This is a genomic window from Enterobacter cloacae complex sp. ECL352, assembly GCF_020149545.1.
In the GTDB taxonomy this organism is placed as follows: domain Bacteria; phylum Pseudomonadota; class Gammaproteobacteria; order Enterobacterales; family Enterobacteriaceae; genus Enterobacter; species Enterobacter asburiae_B.
The window spans coordinates 3,798,947-3,815,775 of sequence record NZ_CP083709.1 but is presented as its reverse complement, the minus strand read 5'-3'; the positions used below and the strand labels follow the sequence as shown (position 1 = coordinate 3,815,775).

13 protein-coding genes are annotated in these 16,829 nt (G+C 57.4%); 6 read left to right on the top strand and 7 right to left on the bottom strand.

Annotation, left to right across the window (positions count from 1 at the left end):
• The first annotated feature begins 125 nt into the window (after positions 1-125).
• On the top strand, positions 126-1,778 hold the full coding sequence (hcp, locus tag LBF07_RS18505; RefSeq protein ID WP_094934314.1) for a hydroxylamine reductase: 1,653 nt from the start codon (positions 126-128) through the stop codon (positions 1,776-1,778).
• A 10-nt stretch (positions 1,779-1,788) separates the two neighbouring features.
• Complete coding sequence (hcr, locus tag LBF07_RS18500; protein WP_094934315.1) at positions 1,789-2,757, top strand: NADH oxidoreductase; 969 nt, start codon at positions 1,789-1,791, stop codon at positions 2,755-2,757.
• A gap of 90 nt (positions 2,758-2,847) precedes the next feature.
• Here the strand turns inward: hcr and LBF07_RS18495 are convergent, their stop codons facing one another.
• Positions 2,848-3,282, bottom strand: a complete 435-nt coding sequence (locus LBF07_RS18495; RefSeq protein ID WP_033145069.1) for a DoxX family protein — start codon at positions 3,280-3,282, stop codon at positions 2,848-2,850.
• A gap of 151 nt (positions 3,283-3,433) precedes the next feature.
• Between LBF07_RS18495 and poxB the strand changes: the two genes are divergently transcribed.
• The 4 genes from poxB to LBF07_RS18475 all read left to right on the top strand — a co-directional run bounded on the left by poxB (position 3,434) and on the right by LBF07_RS18475 (position 8,745).
• On the top strand, positions 3,434-5,152 hold the full coding sequence (poxB, locus tag LBF07_RS18490) for a ubiquinone-dependent pyruvate dehydrogenase (protein ID WP_039261536.1): 1,719 nt from the start codon (positions 3,434-3,436) through the stop codon (positions 5,150-5,152).
• Between the two features lie 38 nt (positions 5,153-5,190).
• Positions 5,191-6,192 (top strand): low-specificity L-threonine aldolase, encoded by a 1,002-nt coding sequence (ltaE, locus tag LBF07_RS18485; RefSeq protein ID WP_033145067.1) that lies wholly within the window; start codon positions 5,191-5,193, stop codon positions 6,190-6,192.
• Between the two features lie 10 nt (positions 6,193-6,202).
• Positions 6,203-7,639, top strand: coding sequence for an SDR family oxidoreductase (locus tag LBF07_RS18480; protein WP_094934316.1), 1,437 nt, complete (start codon positions 6,203-6,205; stop codon positions 7,637-7,639).
• A gap of 92 nt (positions 7,640-7,731) precedes the next feature.
• Complete coding sequence (locus tag LBF07_RS18475; RefSeq protein ID WP_094934431.1) at positions 7,732-8,745, top strand: NAD(P)-dependent oxidoreductase; 1,014 nt, start codon at positions 7,732-7,734, stop codon at positions 8,743-8,745.
• 78 nt (positions 8,746-8,823) lie between these two features.
• Here the strand turns inward: LBF07_RS18475 and LBF07_RS18470 are convergent, their stop codons facing one another.
• The 6 genes from LBF07_RS18470 to gspL all read right to left on the bottom strand — a co-directional run bounded on the left by LBF07_RS18470 (position 8,824) and on the right by gspL (position 16,826).
• Complete coding sequence (locus LBF07_RS18470; RefSeq protein ID WP_029739472.1) at positions 8,824-10,653, bottom strand: chitinase; 1,830 nt, start codon at positions 10,651-10,653, stop codon at positions 8,824-8,826.
• A gap of 142 nt (positions 10,654-10,795) precedes the next feature.
• A complete protein-coding gene (gene iagB / locus LBF07_RS18465) occupies positions 10,796-11,248 on the bottom strand; it encodes a type III secretion system invasion protein IagB (RefSeq protein ID WP_029739471.1) in 453 nt (150 codons plus the stop codon).
• A 133-nt stretch (positions 11,249-11,381) separates the two neighbouring features.
• Positions 11,382-14,147: a glycosyl hydrolase family 18 protein gene (locus LBF07_RS18460; protein ID WP_094934317.1), complete on the bottom strand. Its 2,766-nt coding sequence runs from the start codon at positions 14,145-14,147 to the stop codon at positions 11,382-11,384.
• A 257-nt stretch (positions 14,148-14,404) separates the two neighbouring features.
• Positions 14,405-15,202 carry an A24 family peptidase gene (locus tag LBF07_RS18455; RefSeq protein WP_094934318.1) on the bottom strand — a complete coding sequence of 266 codons (798 nt, stop codon included), beginning with the start codon at positions 15,200-15,202 and terminating at the stop codon, positions 14,405-14,407.
• A complete protein-coding gene (gene gspM / locus LBF07_RS18450; protein ID WP_094934319.1) occupies positions 15,199-15,684 on the bottom strand; it encodes a type II secretion system protein GspM in 486 nt (161 codons plus the stop codon). The genes LBF07_RS18455 and gspM overlap by 4 nt, the downstream gene beginning before the upstream one ends.
• Entirely contained in the window at positions 15,681-16,826 is a 1,146-nt protein-coding gene (gene gspL, locus LBF07_RS18445; protein ID WP_094934432.1) for a type II secretion system protein GspL, read from the bottom strand. Before gspL ends, gspM begins: the two co-directional genes overlap by 4 nt.
• Positions 16,827-16,829: the final 3 nt, after the last annotated feature.

The following is a 16,829-nucleotide window of genomic DNA, read 5'->3' as shown; positions in this document are numbered from 1 at the left end:
TTCCTGCCGCCAAAATTGCGCTAAATCAATCTCCCTCTATTTTGTAGCAGAAAGCCCTTTTCTCCGTTCTGGCACAGGCATAACCTTAAACATGTATATCAAATATAACTTTAACAGGTGTGATTATGTTTTGTGTGCAATGTGAACAAACCATCCGTACCCCGGCAGGCAATGGCTGCTCTTACGCACAGGGTATGTGCGGCAAAACCGCAGAAACATCTGACCTGCAGGACCTGCTGATTGCGGCTCTGCAAGGCCTTTCCGCATGGGCGTTCAAAGCCCGCGAATACGGCATTGTCGACCACTACGTCGACAGCTTCGCCCCACGCGCGTTTTTCTCCACGCTGACCAACGTTAACTTCGACTCTCCGCGCATTGTCGGCTACGCCCGCGAAGCGATTGCCCTGCGTGAGGCACTGAAAGCCCAGTGCCTGAAGGCGGATGCCTCCGCTCGCGTGGAAAACCCGATGTCAGAACTTCAGCTGGTCAGCGACGATTTGGGCGACCTCCAGCGTCAGGCGGCAGAATTCACCCCGAATAAAGACAAAGCGGCGATTGGCGAGAACATTCTCGGCCTGCGCCTGCTGTGCCTGTACGGCCTGAAAGGCGCTGCGGCCTATATGGAGCACGCGCACGTTCTGGGTCAGTACGACAATGAGATTTATGCCCAGTACCACAAAATCATGGCGTGGCTGGGCACCTGGCCTGCCGATATGAACGCCCTGCTTGAGTGCTCAATGGAAATCGGCCAGATGAACTTCCGCGTGATGAGCATTCTGGATGCCGGTGAAACCAGCACCTACGGCCACCCGACGCCGACGCAGGTCAACGTCAAGGCAACCGAAGGCAAGTGCATTCTGATTTCCGGTCACGACCTGAAAGATCTCTACAACCTGCTGAAGCAAACCGAAGGCACCGGCGTTAACGTTTATACCCACGGCGAAATGCTGCCGGCGCACGGCTACCCGGAGCTGCGTAAATTTAAGCATCTCATCGGTAACTACGGCAGCGGCTGGCAGAACCAGCAGGTGGAGTTCGCCCGCTTCCCTGGCCCTATCGTGATGACCTCTAACTGCATCATCGACCCGAGCGTCGGCGCGTACGATGACCGCATCTGGACCCGCAGCATCGTTGGCTGGCCGGGCGTGAGCCATCTTGAAGGTGACGATTTCGGTCCGGTTATCGCCCAGGCGCAGCAGATGGCAGGCTTCCCGTACAGCGAGATCCCGCACCTTATTACCGTCGGCTTCGGTCGTGAAACCCTGCTGGGTGCCGCTGATTCGCTGATCGATCTCGTCAGCCGTGAAAAGCTGCGCCACATCTTCCTCGTCGGCGGCTGCGACGGCGCGCGCGGCGAGCGTAACTACTTCACCGATTTCGCCACCAGCGTGCCGGAAGACTGCCTGATCCTGACCCTGGCGTGCGGCAAATACCGTTTCAACAAGCTGGACTTCGGCGACATCGAAGGTCTGCCGCGCCTGATCGATGCGGGCCAGTGTAACGATGCTTACTCGGCCATCATTCTGGCGGTCACCCTGGCGGAGAAACTGGGCTGCGGCGTGAACGACCTGCCGCTGTCGCTGGTGCTTTCATGGTTCGAGCAGAAAGCGATTGTCATCCTCCTGACCCTGCTCTCTCTCGGCGTCACCAACATCGTGACTGGCCCGACCGCGCCTGGCTTCCTGACGCCAGACCTGCTGGCGGTGCTGAACGAGAAATTCGGCCTGCGTTCCGTGACCAACGTTGAAGATGATATGAAACAGCTGCTGAGCGCGTAAGGAGTAATTCATGACCATGCCAACCTCACAATGTCCGTGGCGGATGCAGGTTCATCACATCCATCAGGAGACGCCGGATGTGTGGACGCTGTCGCTGCTGTGCCATGACTACTATCCGTACCGTGCAGGCCAGTACGCGCTGGTCAGCGTTCGCAATTCGGCGGATACGCTGCGCGCCTACACGATCTCCTCCACGCCGAGCGTGAGCGAGTACATTACGCTCACCGTCCGCCGCATTGACGACGGCGCGGGCTCTCAGTGGCTGACGCGGGACGTCAAGCGCGGGGATTATATCTGGCTGTCCGACGCGCAGGGGGAATTCACCTGTGACGATAAGACGGACGATAAATTCCTGCTGCTGGCGGCGGGCTGTGGCGTAACGCCAATTATGTCGATGCGCCGCTGGCTGGCAAAAAATCGCCCGCAGGCCAACGTGCAGGCGATCTTCAGCGTCCGTTCCCCGGAAGATGTGATTTTTGCCGGGGAATGGCGTGATTATCCGGTGACGCTGGTGGCGGAGCACAACGCGACCCACGGCTTTGTGCCCGGTCGCCTGAGCCGCGAGCTGCTGCAAAGCGTGCCGGATATCGCGAACCGCACCGTGATGACCTGCGGCCCGGCGCCGTACATGGATATCGTGGAGAAAGAAGTGAAAGCGCTTGGCGTGACCCGCTTCTTCAAAGAGCAGTTCTTCACGCCGGTGGCGGAAGCGGCAACCAGCGGCATTACCTTCAACAAACTGCAGCCTGCGCAGACCTTCTTTGGCCGCGTGGGGACCACGCTGCTGGAGGCGCTGGAAAGCAACAAGGTGCCGGTAGTGGCTGCCTGTCGTGCGGGCGTGTGCGGCTGCTGTAAGACGAAGGTGGTTTCCGGGGAGTACACCGTCACCAGCACCATGACGCTGTCCGACGCGGAAATTGCCGAGGGTTACGTGCTGGCATGCTCATGCCATCCACAGGGCGATCTGGTCCTCGCATAAACGGTAAGCGTTCGATCGTAGGCCCGGTAAGCGTCAGCGCCACCGGGCTTTTTGTCGGGTGACACTGCGTTTACCCGACCTACAACAACCTCACCGCCACGCGGGCGCTTTACCCAGCGCAAACCGCCCCGCCCCTAAAAACGCGACCGCCAGCGAGCCGATAAAGAAGTACACCAGGCTTTCAATCGCCCATGCGCCTACCTTATCGAGGGCAAGCGTTTCACCCATTCCCACCATCAGCCACGCCACAATCATCGTAAAGGCCAGCACCAGCGCGGCCGGACGCGTAAAGAGCCCGACAATAATCAGGATCGGCGCCACCACTTCGCCAACTAACACCCCGTAGGCGATAAATCCCGGCAATCCTTTTTCCACCAGCATGCCGCTAATAAAGCCCACGCCGCCAAAAAGCTTGTGCAAACCGTGAAAAAGCATCAGCCCGCCGACGGCAAGTCGTAACAAGAGTTTGCCAAGATCGTCGCACGATAGCTTTTCATTAACAGCGATTAACAATGATTTAACCATTTGAAATAATTTCTGTTTTTACTGAGGTAGCACCAGATTATGCCGAATAATTGCGCATGAAAAGCACCTTTTAATTGGGGGCATGCGACGGGCAATACGGAGACTTTCTTCTAAGCTTGTAAGCGATATCACAAAAAGGAGACGGACAACCATGAAACAAACCGTGGCTGCATATATAGCGAAAACGCTCGAACAGGCTGGCGTGAAACGTATCTGGGGCGTAACCGGCGATTCCCTGAACGGACTTAGCGACAGCCTCAACAAGATGAAGACCATCGAATGGATGCCCACCCGCCATGAAGAGGTTGCCGCCTTCGCCGCAGGCGCTGAAGCGCAGATCACGGGGGAACTGGCCGTCTGCGCCGGATCGTGCGGTCCCGGCAACCTGCATCTGATCAACGGCCTCTTTGACTGTCACCGTAACCACGTGCCGGTGCTGGCAATTGCCGCCCATATCCCCTCTTCCGAAATCGGCAGCGGCTATTTTCAGGAGACGCATCCGCAGGAGCTGTTCCGTGAATGCAGCCACTATTGCGAGCTGGTTTCATCCCCGGAGCAGATCCCGCAGGTGCTGGCGATCGCCATGCGCAAAGCCGTGCTGAACCGCGGCGTTTCTGTGGTCGTTATCCCGGGCGATGTGGCCCTCAAGGCCGCGCCTGAAGGGGCCAGCACCCACTGGTATCACGCCCCGCAGCCGGTGGTGACGCCTGCGGAAGAGGAGCTGAAAAAGCTGGCACAGCTGCTGCGGTACTCAAGCAATATCGCCCTGATGTGCGGCAGCGGCTGCGCGGGCGCGCACAAGGAGCTGCTTGAATTCGCCGGTAAGCTTAAGGCCCCTATTGTCCACGCCCTGCGCGGCAAAGAGCACGTCGAGTACGACAACCCCTTTGATGTGGGGATGACCGGTCTGATCGGTTTCTCCAGCGGCTTCCACACCATGATGAACGCCGACACGCTGATCCTGCTCGGCACCCAATTCCCGTATCGCGCGTTCTACCCGACGGATGCGAAAATCATTCAGATTGATATCAACCCGGCCAGCATCGGCGCGCACAGCAAGGTTGATATGGCGCTGGTGGGCGACATCAAATCCACGCTTGCCGCCCTGCTGCCGCTGCTTGAAGAAAAAACGGACCGCAAGTTCCTTGATAAGGCCCTGAGCGACTATCGCGACGCCCGCAAGGGGCTGGACGACCTCGCCAAACCGAGCGACAAAGCGATTCACCCGCAGTATCTGGCGCAGCAGATCAGCCATTTCGCGGACGACGACGCCATCTTCACCTGCGACGTGGGCACGCCAACCGTCTGGGCGGCACGCTATCTGAAGATGAACGGCAAGCGTCGACTGCTCGGCTCGTTCAACCACGGCTCTATGGCCAACGCCATGCCGCAGGCGCTGGGCGCAAAAGCGACGGCGCCGGAGCGTCAGGTGGTGGCGATGTGCGGCGACGGCGGGTTCAGCATGCTGATGGGGGATTTCCTGTCGGTGGTGCAGATGAAGCTCCCGTTGAAAATCGTGGTCTTTAACAACAGCGTGCTGGGCTTCGTGGCGATGGAGATGAAGGCCGGAGGCTATCTCACGGACGGCACCGAGCTGCACGACACCAACTTCGCACGCATCGCCGAGGCCTGCGGCATCACCGGTATTCGCGTGGAGAAAGCCTCAGAGGTGGACGAAGCCCTGCAGCGCGCATTTTCCATCGACGGTCCGGTGCTGGTGGATGTCGTCGTCGCCAAAGAAGAGCTGGCGATCCCGCCGCAGATCAAGCTTGAACAGGCCAAAGGCTTTAGCCTGTATATGCTGCGCGCCATCATCAGCGGACGCGGCGACGAGGTGATCGAACTGGCAAAAACCAACTGGCTCAGGTAAAACATTTCGCATGACCTCTTAAAATAAAGGGATGTGAAATGATTGATTTACGCAGTGATACCGTAACCCGCCCGAGCCGCGCCATGCTCGAAGAGATGATGGCCGCCCCGGTCGGGGATGACGTCTACGGCGATGACCCAACGGTTAACGAACTGCAGCGTTACGCGGCAGAGCTGAGCGGCAAGGAGGCCGCGCTGTTCCTGCCGACCGGCACGCAGGCTAACCTGGTGGCGCTGCTCAGCCACTGCGAGCGCGGGGAAGAGTATATCGTCGGCCAGGGCGCGCATAACTATCTCTACGAAGCCGGCGGCGCGGCGGTGCTCGGCAGCATTCAGCCGCAGCCGATTGACGCCGCGCCGGACGGCTCCCTGCCGCTCGATAAAGTCGCGGCGAAAATCAAAGCTGACGATATTCACTTCGCCCGCACCAGGCTGCTCAGCCTCGAAAACACCCACAACGGCAAAGTGCTGCCGCGCGAATACCTGAAAGCAGCGTGGGAATTCACCCGCGAGCGCCGGCTCGGCCTGCACGTTGACGGCGCGCGCATCTTTAACGCCGTCGTGGAGTATGGCTGCGAGCTGAAAGAGATTGCGCAATACTGCGACTCGTTCACCATCTGCCTCTCTAAAGGGCTGGGCACGCCGGTGGGTTCTCTGCTGGTGGGCGACGCGGACTACATCAAGCGCGCCAACCGCTGGCGTAAAATGACCGGCGGCGGCATGCGTCAGGCAGGTATTCTGGCGGCTGCCGGGCTGTATGCCCTGAAAAATAACGTGGCGCGCCTGAAGGACGATCACGACAACGCCGCGTGGATGGCGGCGCAGCTGCGCGAGATTGGCGCCGACGTGATGCGCCACGACACCAACATGCTGTTCGTACGCGTGGGCGATGACCGCGCCGCCGCGCTGGGTGAGTTTATGAAATCACGTGGCGTGCTGATCAACGCCTCACCCGTCGTGCGCCTGGTCATGCATCTCGACGTGAGCCGCGAACAGCTGGCGGACGTGGTGAAACACTGGCAGGCGTTTTTACAGCGATAAGGAGCATCACGTGCCGCAACGAATTCTGGTGCTCGGCGCCAGCGGGTACATCGGTCAGCATCTCACCGCGGCGTTAAGCCAGCAGGGACACCAGGTGCTGGCAGCGGCACGCAATACCGAACGCCTGCAAAAACTCAGTTTGCCTGGCGTCACCTGCCACAGCGTTGACCTCAACTGGCCGAAGGAACTTCCCGCCCTGCTGGAAGGGGTCGATACGCTTTACTACCTGGTGCACAGCATGGGCGAAGGCGGGGATTTCATCGCCCACGAGCGGCAGGTGGCGATGAACGTTCGCGACGCCCTGCTGCAAACCCCGGTGAAGCAGGTCATTTTTTTAAGCTCGCTCCAGGCGCCCGAACACGAGCAGTCCGATCACCTGCGCGCCCGCCAGCTGACGGCTGACACCCTGCGCGGGGCGAATATCCCCGTCACCGAACTGCGCGCCGGGATCATCGTCGGCGCAGGCTCCGCCGCCTTCGAAGTGATGCGCGATATGGTTTACAACCTGCCCGTACTCACGCCGCCGCGCTGGGTGCGCTCGCGCACCACGCCGATTGCGCTGGAGAATTTACTGCATTATCTGGTGGCCATGCTGGATCGCCCGGCGGAGCAACACCGCGTGCTGGAGGCGGCAGGCCCTGAAGTGCTGAGCTATCAGGAGCAGTTCGAACATTTCATGCGCGTCAGCGGCCGCCGCCGCTGGCTGATCCCCATTCCCTTCCCGACCCGCTGGATTTCGGTGTGGTTTTTGAATGTGATCACCTCCGTGCCGCCGACGACCGCCAAAGCGCTGATCCAGGGGCTCAAACATGATTTACTGGCGGACGATCGCGAACTGCGGGCACTCATTCCCCAGGACCTGATCCGTTTTGACGATGCCGTGCGCAATACGCTGAAAGAAGAAGAGCAGCTGGTGAACTCCAGCGACTGGGGTTACGACGCCCAGGCGTTTGCCCGCTGGCGGCCGGAGTACGGCTATTACCCGAAACAGGCGGGCTGCACGGTGAAAACCCACGCCAGCCTGGCCGCGCTGTGGGAAGTGGTGAACCAGATTGGCGGCAAAGACGGTTATTTCTTCGGTAATATCCTCTGGCAAACGCGCGGAGCAATGGATCTGCTGGTGGGGCACAGGCTGGCAAAAGGCCGTCCGGCACGCCCGTATCTTGAGGTGGGCGACGCGGTCGACAGCTGGAAGGTCATCATCGTCGAGCCGGAAAAACAGCTGGCGCTGCTGTTCGGTATGAAAGCCCCGGGGCTGGGCCGGCTCTGCTTTACCCTGAAAGACAAAGGCGATTGTCGTGAACTGGACGTCCGCGCCTGGTGGCATCCGCACGGAATGCCGGGTCTGTTCTACTGGCTGTTGATGATCCCCGCCCACCTGTTTATCTTCCGCGGGATGGCAAAGCGGATTGCGCAACGGGCAGAACAAAAGACGGAAAAGATCTAAATAAAACTCTCTTTCTTTCACCTTTCCCATTGCATAGCGCCGTAATTCACGAAAGAATGCGCACGAAATTCTTTTCAACACAGTGGATTGATATGAAGGTACTGGTTACCGGGGCGACCAGCGGCTTAGGCCGAAATGCGGTCGAATTTCTGCGCAACAAGGGCATCAGCGTCAGGGCTACCGGTCGCAACGAAGCGATGGGAAAACTGCTGCAAAAAATGGGCGCGGAGTTCGTCCATGCTGACCTGACGGAGCTGGTCTCCTCTCAGGCGAAAGTGATGCTCGCCGGTATCGACACGCTGTGGCACTGCTCCAGCTTCACCTCCCCGTGGGGTACCCAGGAAGCCTTCGATCTCGCCAACGTGCGGGCAACCCGCCGTCTGGGCGAATGGGCCGTTGCCTGGGGCGTGCGCAACTTTATTCATATCTCGTCACCGTCGCTCTATTTCGACTATCACCACCATCGTGACGTGCAGGAAGATTTCCGTCCGGCTCGCTTTGCCTGTGAGTTTGCCCGCAGCAAGGCGGCCAGCGAAGAGGTGATTGACCTGCTGGCACAGTCGAACCCGCACACCCGTTTTACGGTCTTACGTCCGCAGAGCCTGTTCGGGCCTCACGACAAAGTGTTTATTCCGCGCCTGGCGCAGATGATGCACCACTACGGCAGCGTGCTGCTGCCGCGCGGCGGCGATGCGCTGGTGGATATGACCTATTACGAAAACGCCGTTCACGCCATGTGGCTGGCAAGCCAGCCGGACTGCGATAAGCTGATCTCCGGTCGCGCCTACAACATCACGAACGGCGAACCCTGCACGCTGCGCAGCATTGTGCAGCGTTTAATTGACGAGCTGCAGATCGACTGCCGCATCCGTTCAGTCCCTTACCCAATGCTGGATATGATTGCCCGCAGCATGGAGCGTCTTGGCAGTAAATCGGCCAAAGAGCCTGCGCTGACGCATTACGGCGTATCGAAGCTGAACTTTGATTTCACGCTGGATATTTCGCGGGCGGAGAACGAGCTTGGGTACAAACCGATCGTGACGCTGGATGAAGGGATTACGCGCACGGCGGCGTGGCTGCGGGATCACGGGAAGCTTCATCGGTAGATCGGGTCCTGCATTTTTACGATGAGAAAAAAAACGGCAACCCGAAGGTTGCCGTTTGTCATTTTGCTGTTGTGCTGATTACAGCGCAGTCCACGCGTCCTGCCATGCAATCCCTTTACCTGGCTCGTAGTAGGATGGCGCGTTATTGCACCAGCCGCTGTACGGATAAGGTTTGCACTGGAACAGCTGGCCGCGGTTGTTAACGATATCGCCTGCTTTCCATTTGGTTTTGGAGGTCCAGGTCGGGTAAGTCCCGGTCTGGCCGCCGTTGGTCTGCTTAGCCTGTACGTTCAGCGTATAGGTGGTAGTGCTGCTCAGCTCGCCGTCACTGACGGTAAGGTTGATCGGGTACTGCGTCGCCGCCGCCACTTCCGGTGCATTGAACGTAATAATCGCTTTATCATCGCCGCTTACGGTCTGCCCGTTCGGAGCCGTCCAGGTATAAGTCAGGTGGTTACCGTCTTCGTCGGTCGAGCCAGACGCGTTCAGAGAAACAGATTTACCCGCTTCAACCGCCCCCACCGGACCGGCGATTTTTGCTACCGGCGCATGGTTTACCGGCGCTGGCGTATTATCTTCCGGAGCCGGGGTGTTATCGTCCGGCACCGGCGTGGTGTTGCCTTCGTCCGTTGGGTCGACAGGGGTCGGCGTCGGAGCTGGCGTGACGCTACCGCCGTCGGAAGTGCCGTCTTCACCCACCACGTTGACGTTGAAGTAATGCTTCACGCATTTGGTGTAGTCACCCTCTTTAAAGGCGCTGAATGGCGTCTGGTAACCCACCAGCTGGCAAGAGTAGGTCTGGCCTGACGGGGTATCCGCGCTCCATCCCCAGTCCTGTTCCCAGTAGATCTTCAGCGCGCCGGCACCGCCTTCGTCGAACTGCTTCATGTTGGCGCAGCCCAGCACTTCGTTAGACGGAACAGGCACCTTCAGGTAGTTGGCGAACTCTTTGTAGTATTTGATACGGTTTTGAGACTGGGCGATCTCAGTCGGGCCACCGCACTCCACGCCGCCGTTGATGATCTGCGTGGTCACGCCGAAGCCCGGAACCAGACCATTCGCCTTATCGTGATCGTTCGGCTGCCAGGTGCCGTCGATAACCTGCAGCATGCTCGGTTTTGGCGGCTGCGGGTAGGCGAAGAAGAAGATCGCGGAAGCAAGGTTCAGCCAGGTGTCCGCCACCAGCTCAGGTTTGTCCAGCAGTACGCGGACGTCGCCGTACATCGCTTCAGAGAACGGGCCGTAGTTGTAGTTATAGGAGAGCTGTTTCGCACCGCGACCAAAGTAGCTAACGAAATCGCCATCTTTGTCTTTACCGCACGGCCAGGTCTGACCCTGCCAGACATCCGGGTTACATTCGCCGTTATAGCCGCCCTTCTGACCTTCGCTCCAGCCCATCTCACGCACGTAAACCAGCGCCTGACGCCACTCGGCTTCCGGACGCCAGGACTCGTGGCCGCCGGTTTCCTGCGCGAAGTGCGCGAACATGGTTGCCAGAGACTTACGGCAGATGGCATCGCTGTTACGACCATCGGTATAGGTCTGGCACAGTGCCGGGAATTTACCGACCGCTTTCAGGAAGTTGCTGTAGGTATATTCCGGCGCACGCAGTGGGAAGAGATATTCCCAGTCGCTGGCCTTGATAATCCCTTCCACGCGCTTGACGTTTTCCGGGTTTGTCGATTTACCCGGCTCAATTTGTTCCACCAGGCTGTTGTCCAGCGTGCGGATGGTTGACTTCACTGAAGCCATCAGCGGGAAGTTGGTCAACTCCTGCTCCTTCTTCTGCAGATCGCTGGCCTTAACGGTGTAAGGTTCGCTGCTGGCCTGCAGCTGGGTTGCCTGAGCCATAAACGGTGCAACACATGCGCCCGCGATAAGAACACTGAGTAATGTTCTTTTGTTCATGTCAATGGTCCTCTTAATTATATTAAGGGTATATAAAAGTTAATTTGTTTCGCGGTTTATTTATTAATCATTTAATAAATAAACCCGGGAGCAGTTTTCGTTTTATGAAGAACACCAGTCGGTACTCTTCAAAAAACAAAAATCAATAATAATAACGGTTACGGGTGCTACGTTTTAATTTCTGATATTTATTCCAGACCTTACGGGCATAGACCATGCGCTGCGGGTAATTCTCTTTTTTCAGACCCGCGTTATAGGCGCCGACCGCCTCCCAGTTATAGCCATAAACTTTAATCATTCCGGATAATATCGATGCGCCAACCATAATCGAGGTGCAGGGCTCGGTAATTAACCGGTACTCATTAATGCCTTTTCGCTCCAGCTCGGAAAAATGTGAACTATTAATCTGCATCAGGCCGACATCACGCGTTCCATCATTATTCTGTCCAATCGCATTGGGATTCATTCCCGATTCAACATTAGCAATGGCATACAACAGATAAGGATCCACATGGTAATAACTGGCGGCTTTATCCCAGCAGTTGGCAAAGACGCTATGGCTTATTATCAGCAACAATAAAAATAACGTTTTCATTTTCAGTCCGGCTCTTTTTCATTGTCTCCTTACGCGCTTATCGCGCTGTTTCCTGATTTACGGCCCACGCCCGTCTCGGGACGTGGACCGTGATGGCGGGCAAGTTACTTACCCGCATCGTTATGGCTATGACTTACTGGCAGTCAGCCGCAGGGCCTTTTTTCACCCATACATCGCTGCTACCGGGTTTATCACCCTTCGTCCACCATTTCGCGGTGTAGGAGTAACCGTTGTAGGTAGTGGTGTCGCCGCCGTTATAGACCACGTCGGAGCGCCAGTTGAATTTCACCTGACTTACCAGCTCCCATGCATCCACACCGAAGCCCGGCTGGTTGCCCTGAGTCCAGTATTTTGCTTTCCAGACCAGGTTGTCGAAGCTGACGGTATTGCCCGCGTTGTAAACCTTGCTTGCACTCCAGGCAGCGTATTTGCTGGCGTTGGCGTCAACAGGCTTATCGCAGCTATTGGTGGCAGAACCTTCGTCAGACGGCGTAGTGCCTTCATCGGATGGGGTGTTACCTTCGTCAGACGGCGTGTTGCCTTCATCGGATGGGGTGTTACCTTCGTCAGACGGCGTGTTGCCTTCATCGGAAGGGGTATTGCCTTCGTCAGACGGCGTTTCCGCCGCTTTAGGCGTTACCGTCACCTGCACGTTAGTCTGTACGCTGGACTTGCCATCGCTTACCACCACGGTCAGCGTGTACGTTGATTCCGCGTCCACGTCCGGTGCGGTGATGTTCAGGTTCGCGGTGTCTGCGCCTGTCGCCTGCATATTCGCAGGAACGCTCCAGGAGTAGGTCAGCGCGTCGCCATCAGGATCGTTAGCCTGAGCGTGCAGAGAGTAGCTCTGGCCCGCTTCCAGCGTCACGGCTTCCATCTGGTTCACGACCGGCGCCTGGTTTGCTTTCGGCGCTTTGTTCACGACCTGGACGTCAGCGGTGCTGCTCAACCCTTTCGCATCAGTGACCGTCAGGCGGAACGCCAGAGTCTGGTTACTGGTGACAGCGGCAACGTTGAAGGTCGCTTTCGCTTTGGTGCTGTTGGTGAGGGTCACCGACGGGCCAGAGATCTGCGTCCACTTGTAGGTAATGGCATCGCCATCCGGATCGGTAGAAGCCGAGCCATCCAGGGTCACCGTCGCCGGACCGGTTACGCTCTGGTCAGCGGAAGTCGCTACCGGCGCATGGTTGGTCACCACCGGATCAACCGGCGCAGCGCCGCCTGTCAGGCTTTCATTCATCGCGTTCAGAATGTCTCCGGTATCGGAGTCGATAGACCAGGCAAACAGACCGCCCAGGTTTTTCGCCAGCACATACTGACCTTTCGCCGTTGCGGAACGCGCATCTTCATAGGTGATCAGATCGCCGGTGGTTTTGTTAAACAGATACGGCGCTTCAGCGGTGGCATCATAGTTGTATTCCCAGCCCGCTTTGCCTTTGTACTCGTTAACGATCTGACGATAGTCAACCACGCCCGGTTCCCAGGTCCCTTTCACCATGCCCGTTGCCGTGCCGGTGAACGGGTTGTTATTGCTGTAACCGTGAACGCCGGTCCAGCCGCGACCATACATGGCCGTCCCCACGACAATTTTGCCGGGCTGTACACCCTGCGCCAGCAGCGCATTGACGCCGTTTTCGGTGGTGTAATTGGTATCCGGTTTGTTCGCCGGCGCACGCAGTGCCGCCTGGTGACCCAGATCGGTATTGCTCCAGCCGCCGTAGAAGTCGTAGCTCATCAGGAAGATGTGATCCATGTACTGCTGGGCAGTGGTGTAATCAACGTCTTCAATTTTGTCGCCGCCTGAACCGATTGCTGAGGTCAGTTCAAAGGTACGGCCGGTTTCGGCTGACAGTTCATTCATCATGGCGCGCAGTTCGCGCATCAGTGCGGTATACGTCTCTTTATCCTGCTGTGGGTTGCCCAGCGTTTCGTTCTGACCGCCGCCGCCCGGGAATTCCCAGTCGATGTCCACGCCGTCGAAGAATTTCCAGGTTTTCAGGAAATCTTTCACGGAAGCCACGAAGCGATCGCGGATCGCTTTGTCATGCATTTTGAAGAACGGATCGGAGAGGGTCCAGCCACCGATAGACGGCAGTACTTTCAGCCCTGGATTGGCTTTCTTCATTGCCATTAGCTGGCCGAAGTTGCCTTTGTAGGGCTCGTCCCAGCTGTCGAGGCCAGTCCGGGATTGCTGCAGTGCGGCCCACGGGTCGTGAATCGCCACCTGGAAGTCCTGACGGCCCGCACAGGCGCGCTTCAGCGCTTCGAAGCTGTTACCCCCTTCGATGGTTTTCAGGCTGTCGTTGATGCCATCGCCGCCGCAGATTGGAATGAAGCCATACAGAATGTGGTTAAGGTTAGCTGCCGGGATTTTATCCACCGGGAATTTACGGTCATAAACGCCCCACTCAGGGAAATAGGCACCGACCACTTTATCGGTATGCTTAGAGAGGGTTTTATTATTTTCCTGCATGGTGGTGTTAAGCGGCAGCAGATGGCTACCGTCGGTATCCGCGACGATAATCAGTTTGCTGGCGCTGGTGCTGCACCCACTGGCGTTGCAGAGTTCAACCGTTTCCTGATAGCGACCGCCTTTGGTCACTTTAAATGTTGCCGTGCCGGACATGCTGCCTGCACCGGTCCAGACGGTTTTGCCGTCGAGCAACACTTTCGCTGAAGTCGGCGCCGCGCCGCTCCAGACATCCCACTGCACTTTAACATCGGCGCCATCATGGACTTTGACGAGGTTGTTGTAAGCAGTAGCAGACTGATCAACTTCGACAATGGCAAATTTATCATTACCACTGGCGATAGTTGCTTTACCTGGCACGGCTGCGAACACCGGGCTTGCAGCCGCTGCAACGAAGAGTGCCAGATATTTAGGCTTCAGAAATTTCATTATTTGATCCTGATAATACGATTTGTGAAATTAAATACCCATGCTTTTCCATTAAACATGGACAAACGTTATTTACTGATAAATTAATCGTGAACGTTTCTGGTTCGCGAAAGACCTGCTTATTATTGCGCTGTACCTTCCTCCACTCATAAACTTCGACAAATGTTTTATTGCGTAGAGAAGAATACAGCGGGGAATTTATTTTCGCCTTTCATTCCCCCGATGAAAAAATTTCAAAAAAAACTTGACTACATTATTTAAAAAATGAGATGTGGGATTTGCGCGATAAATACAACCAGCCCGGAAAATGCAATATATGGACCAAAGGAAATAAGGTTATTTTTATTCTCAAAGGGCTTTAACAGGCAATGCATGATAATGCCCCCCAGCGCCGCGATCAGCACAATAGAGGGCAACGCTTGCCAGCCACACCAGGCGCCCAGCGCCGCCAGCAGCTTAAAATCACCATAGCCTAATCCTTCCCGGCCGGTCAGCAGGCGGAATGCCCAGTAAACCAGCCAGAGCGAGAGATATCCCGCCACCGCGCCATAGATAGCATCGGTCAGCGGTAGCGTACGGAACAGGGCATGGAACATCAGCCCCGTCCACAGCAGCGGCTGGGTCAGGCAGTCCGGCAGCAGCATATGGCGCGCGTCGATCACCACCAGCGGCAGCAGCAGACTCCACATCACCCACAGCGCGATCAGCGCCAAAAACGACGGCGCCAGCGCGGCGCTGGCGGCAAAGAAGAGAGCGCTACAGACTTCCACCAGCAGCAGTCGCAGCGGAATCGCGCTATGGCAGTGGCGGCAGCGGCCGCGCAGCGCACACCAGCTAATGATGGGAATATTTTCCCACGCGCTCAGGGCGTGGTTGCATTCCGGGCAGTGAGAGGCGGGAAACAGCAGATTGCCTGCCCCCTCTTCTTCCATTACCAGCGGCGGAATACGCTCCGCCACTACGCCGAGGAAACTGCCGAGGATCGCGCCCAGCGCTCCGCTCATGACGCACAGACCCGGCAGATTCGCCTGCTGCAACAGCATTAGTGGGCTCATGCGCTTTTCGCCCAGCTCAGCGTAATGTGCGCTTTCACGTCACTCTGACGATCCACCGGCGTCAACGCGAGTTTCTCCAGATGGATACCGGAAGAGACGTTCATCTCACGCAGCCAGTTTTGCAGGGCAGAAACGCTGACGCGCTCGACATCAAAGGTCAGCGACTGCTCTTCCTGACGCACGCTTGTCAACGCGACGTGCACGACTTTGGCACTTTCTTCCACCACGCTGCGCGGGTTCGGGGTATTGACGATTCTGGACTGGAGATGGTTTTTATCAATTTCCTGGCGCATCCAGTTCAGCGTCTGCTTCTGCTTAAATAACACGGCCTCGTTATTTTTGATGAGAGTATCGAGCGGCATCATCGCGCCGTAATAAACCATCGCGCAGCAGAGTGCCCCGCCGCAGAGTTTAAATAAATTACGCTCGCGTGGACTGTAATGTTGCCAGCGGTTTTTTAACTGGGCTATTTGCGTTTTCATTTATAGCTCCCGGTAATAATGGCGGTATAAGGCGCCTCGCCGGAAATCGGCTGCATCGTAAATTCAAAGGTTTCGGCGCTGCGGGCGACAAAATCCTGCAGGGTCTGTTTATCCATGGATTTCACATTCAGCGTCAGCTGATTTTGCGTTTCGTCATATTCCACGTTATTGATCTCCAGCGACGGCAATGACTGCCTGATTTGATTCAGCGCTTCGAGCTGCAGGAAGATCCCTTTCTTCGCCTTGCTGATATTTTGCCCGACGTAGTATTTCAGGTTGCTGGTCTGGCGCAGGGTCGGGAAATAGTGCTGCGCTACGGTGGTCATCTCCCGGTGGATCTCGTTTTGCTGATGAGTGAGCATCCACGCCATACCAACGCGGGGGCCGATCAGCAGTCCGACGCAAAGCAGCGCCGCCGCCGCGAGGGCCTTTTTCGCGTGGCGAAAACGCGGACCGCTGGCGCTGCGCCCGGAAAACTCCCCGTGCAGCATGTTGATACGACAGCCCTGCCACTGGGGCTGGATCAGCACCAGCGGATGCTGCCACGCCAGCCGTTCATCCACCTGTACCTCCTGCGGCGCATCGCCGTAGCAGCACACCTCACCCGCCCGGCATTTACTCAACAGCAGCGGCAGCAGGACCGTATCGGCTTCGCCAGCGCTGCCGGGGGAAAAACGCAGCCAGTAGCTCTCCTCCAGGCTCACCAGCGTCGTGCCCCCTTCGCTCACCGGCAGCAGCCAGGCATCCGGCAGCGCCTGGGCCACCGTGAGCCCCGCCTGAGCGAACAGCTCCAGCCAGTGGCGCAGACGTTCAGCCTCGATGGCCACGGCATCCACCTCCGGCCCCTTTTTGTTCAGCACCGTCCAGTGCAGCGTATCTACCTCGCCGAGCAGCGTCTCTTCCGCCATCCACGAGAACTGCGCCGTCTGGGCGGAAAGTCCTTTTTTCGGCAGGGTAAAATGACGAAAGATCGTCTCGCTCGCCGGCAGCAGCAGGCACACCTGCTGAGAAAGCGGGTGGCAGGAAAGTTCGCTCAGTGCGCTCCAGCCCGTCAGATATTCCACCCGATCGTTACCGGATTCACACCACCAGATTTTGCCGTCCTCACGGGTGTCGGGACGAATAAAAAGCACCTTTTTCATTAT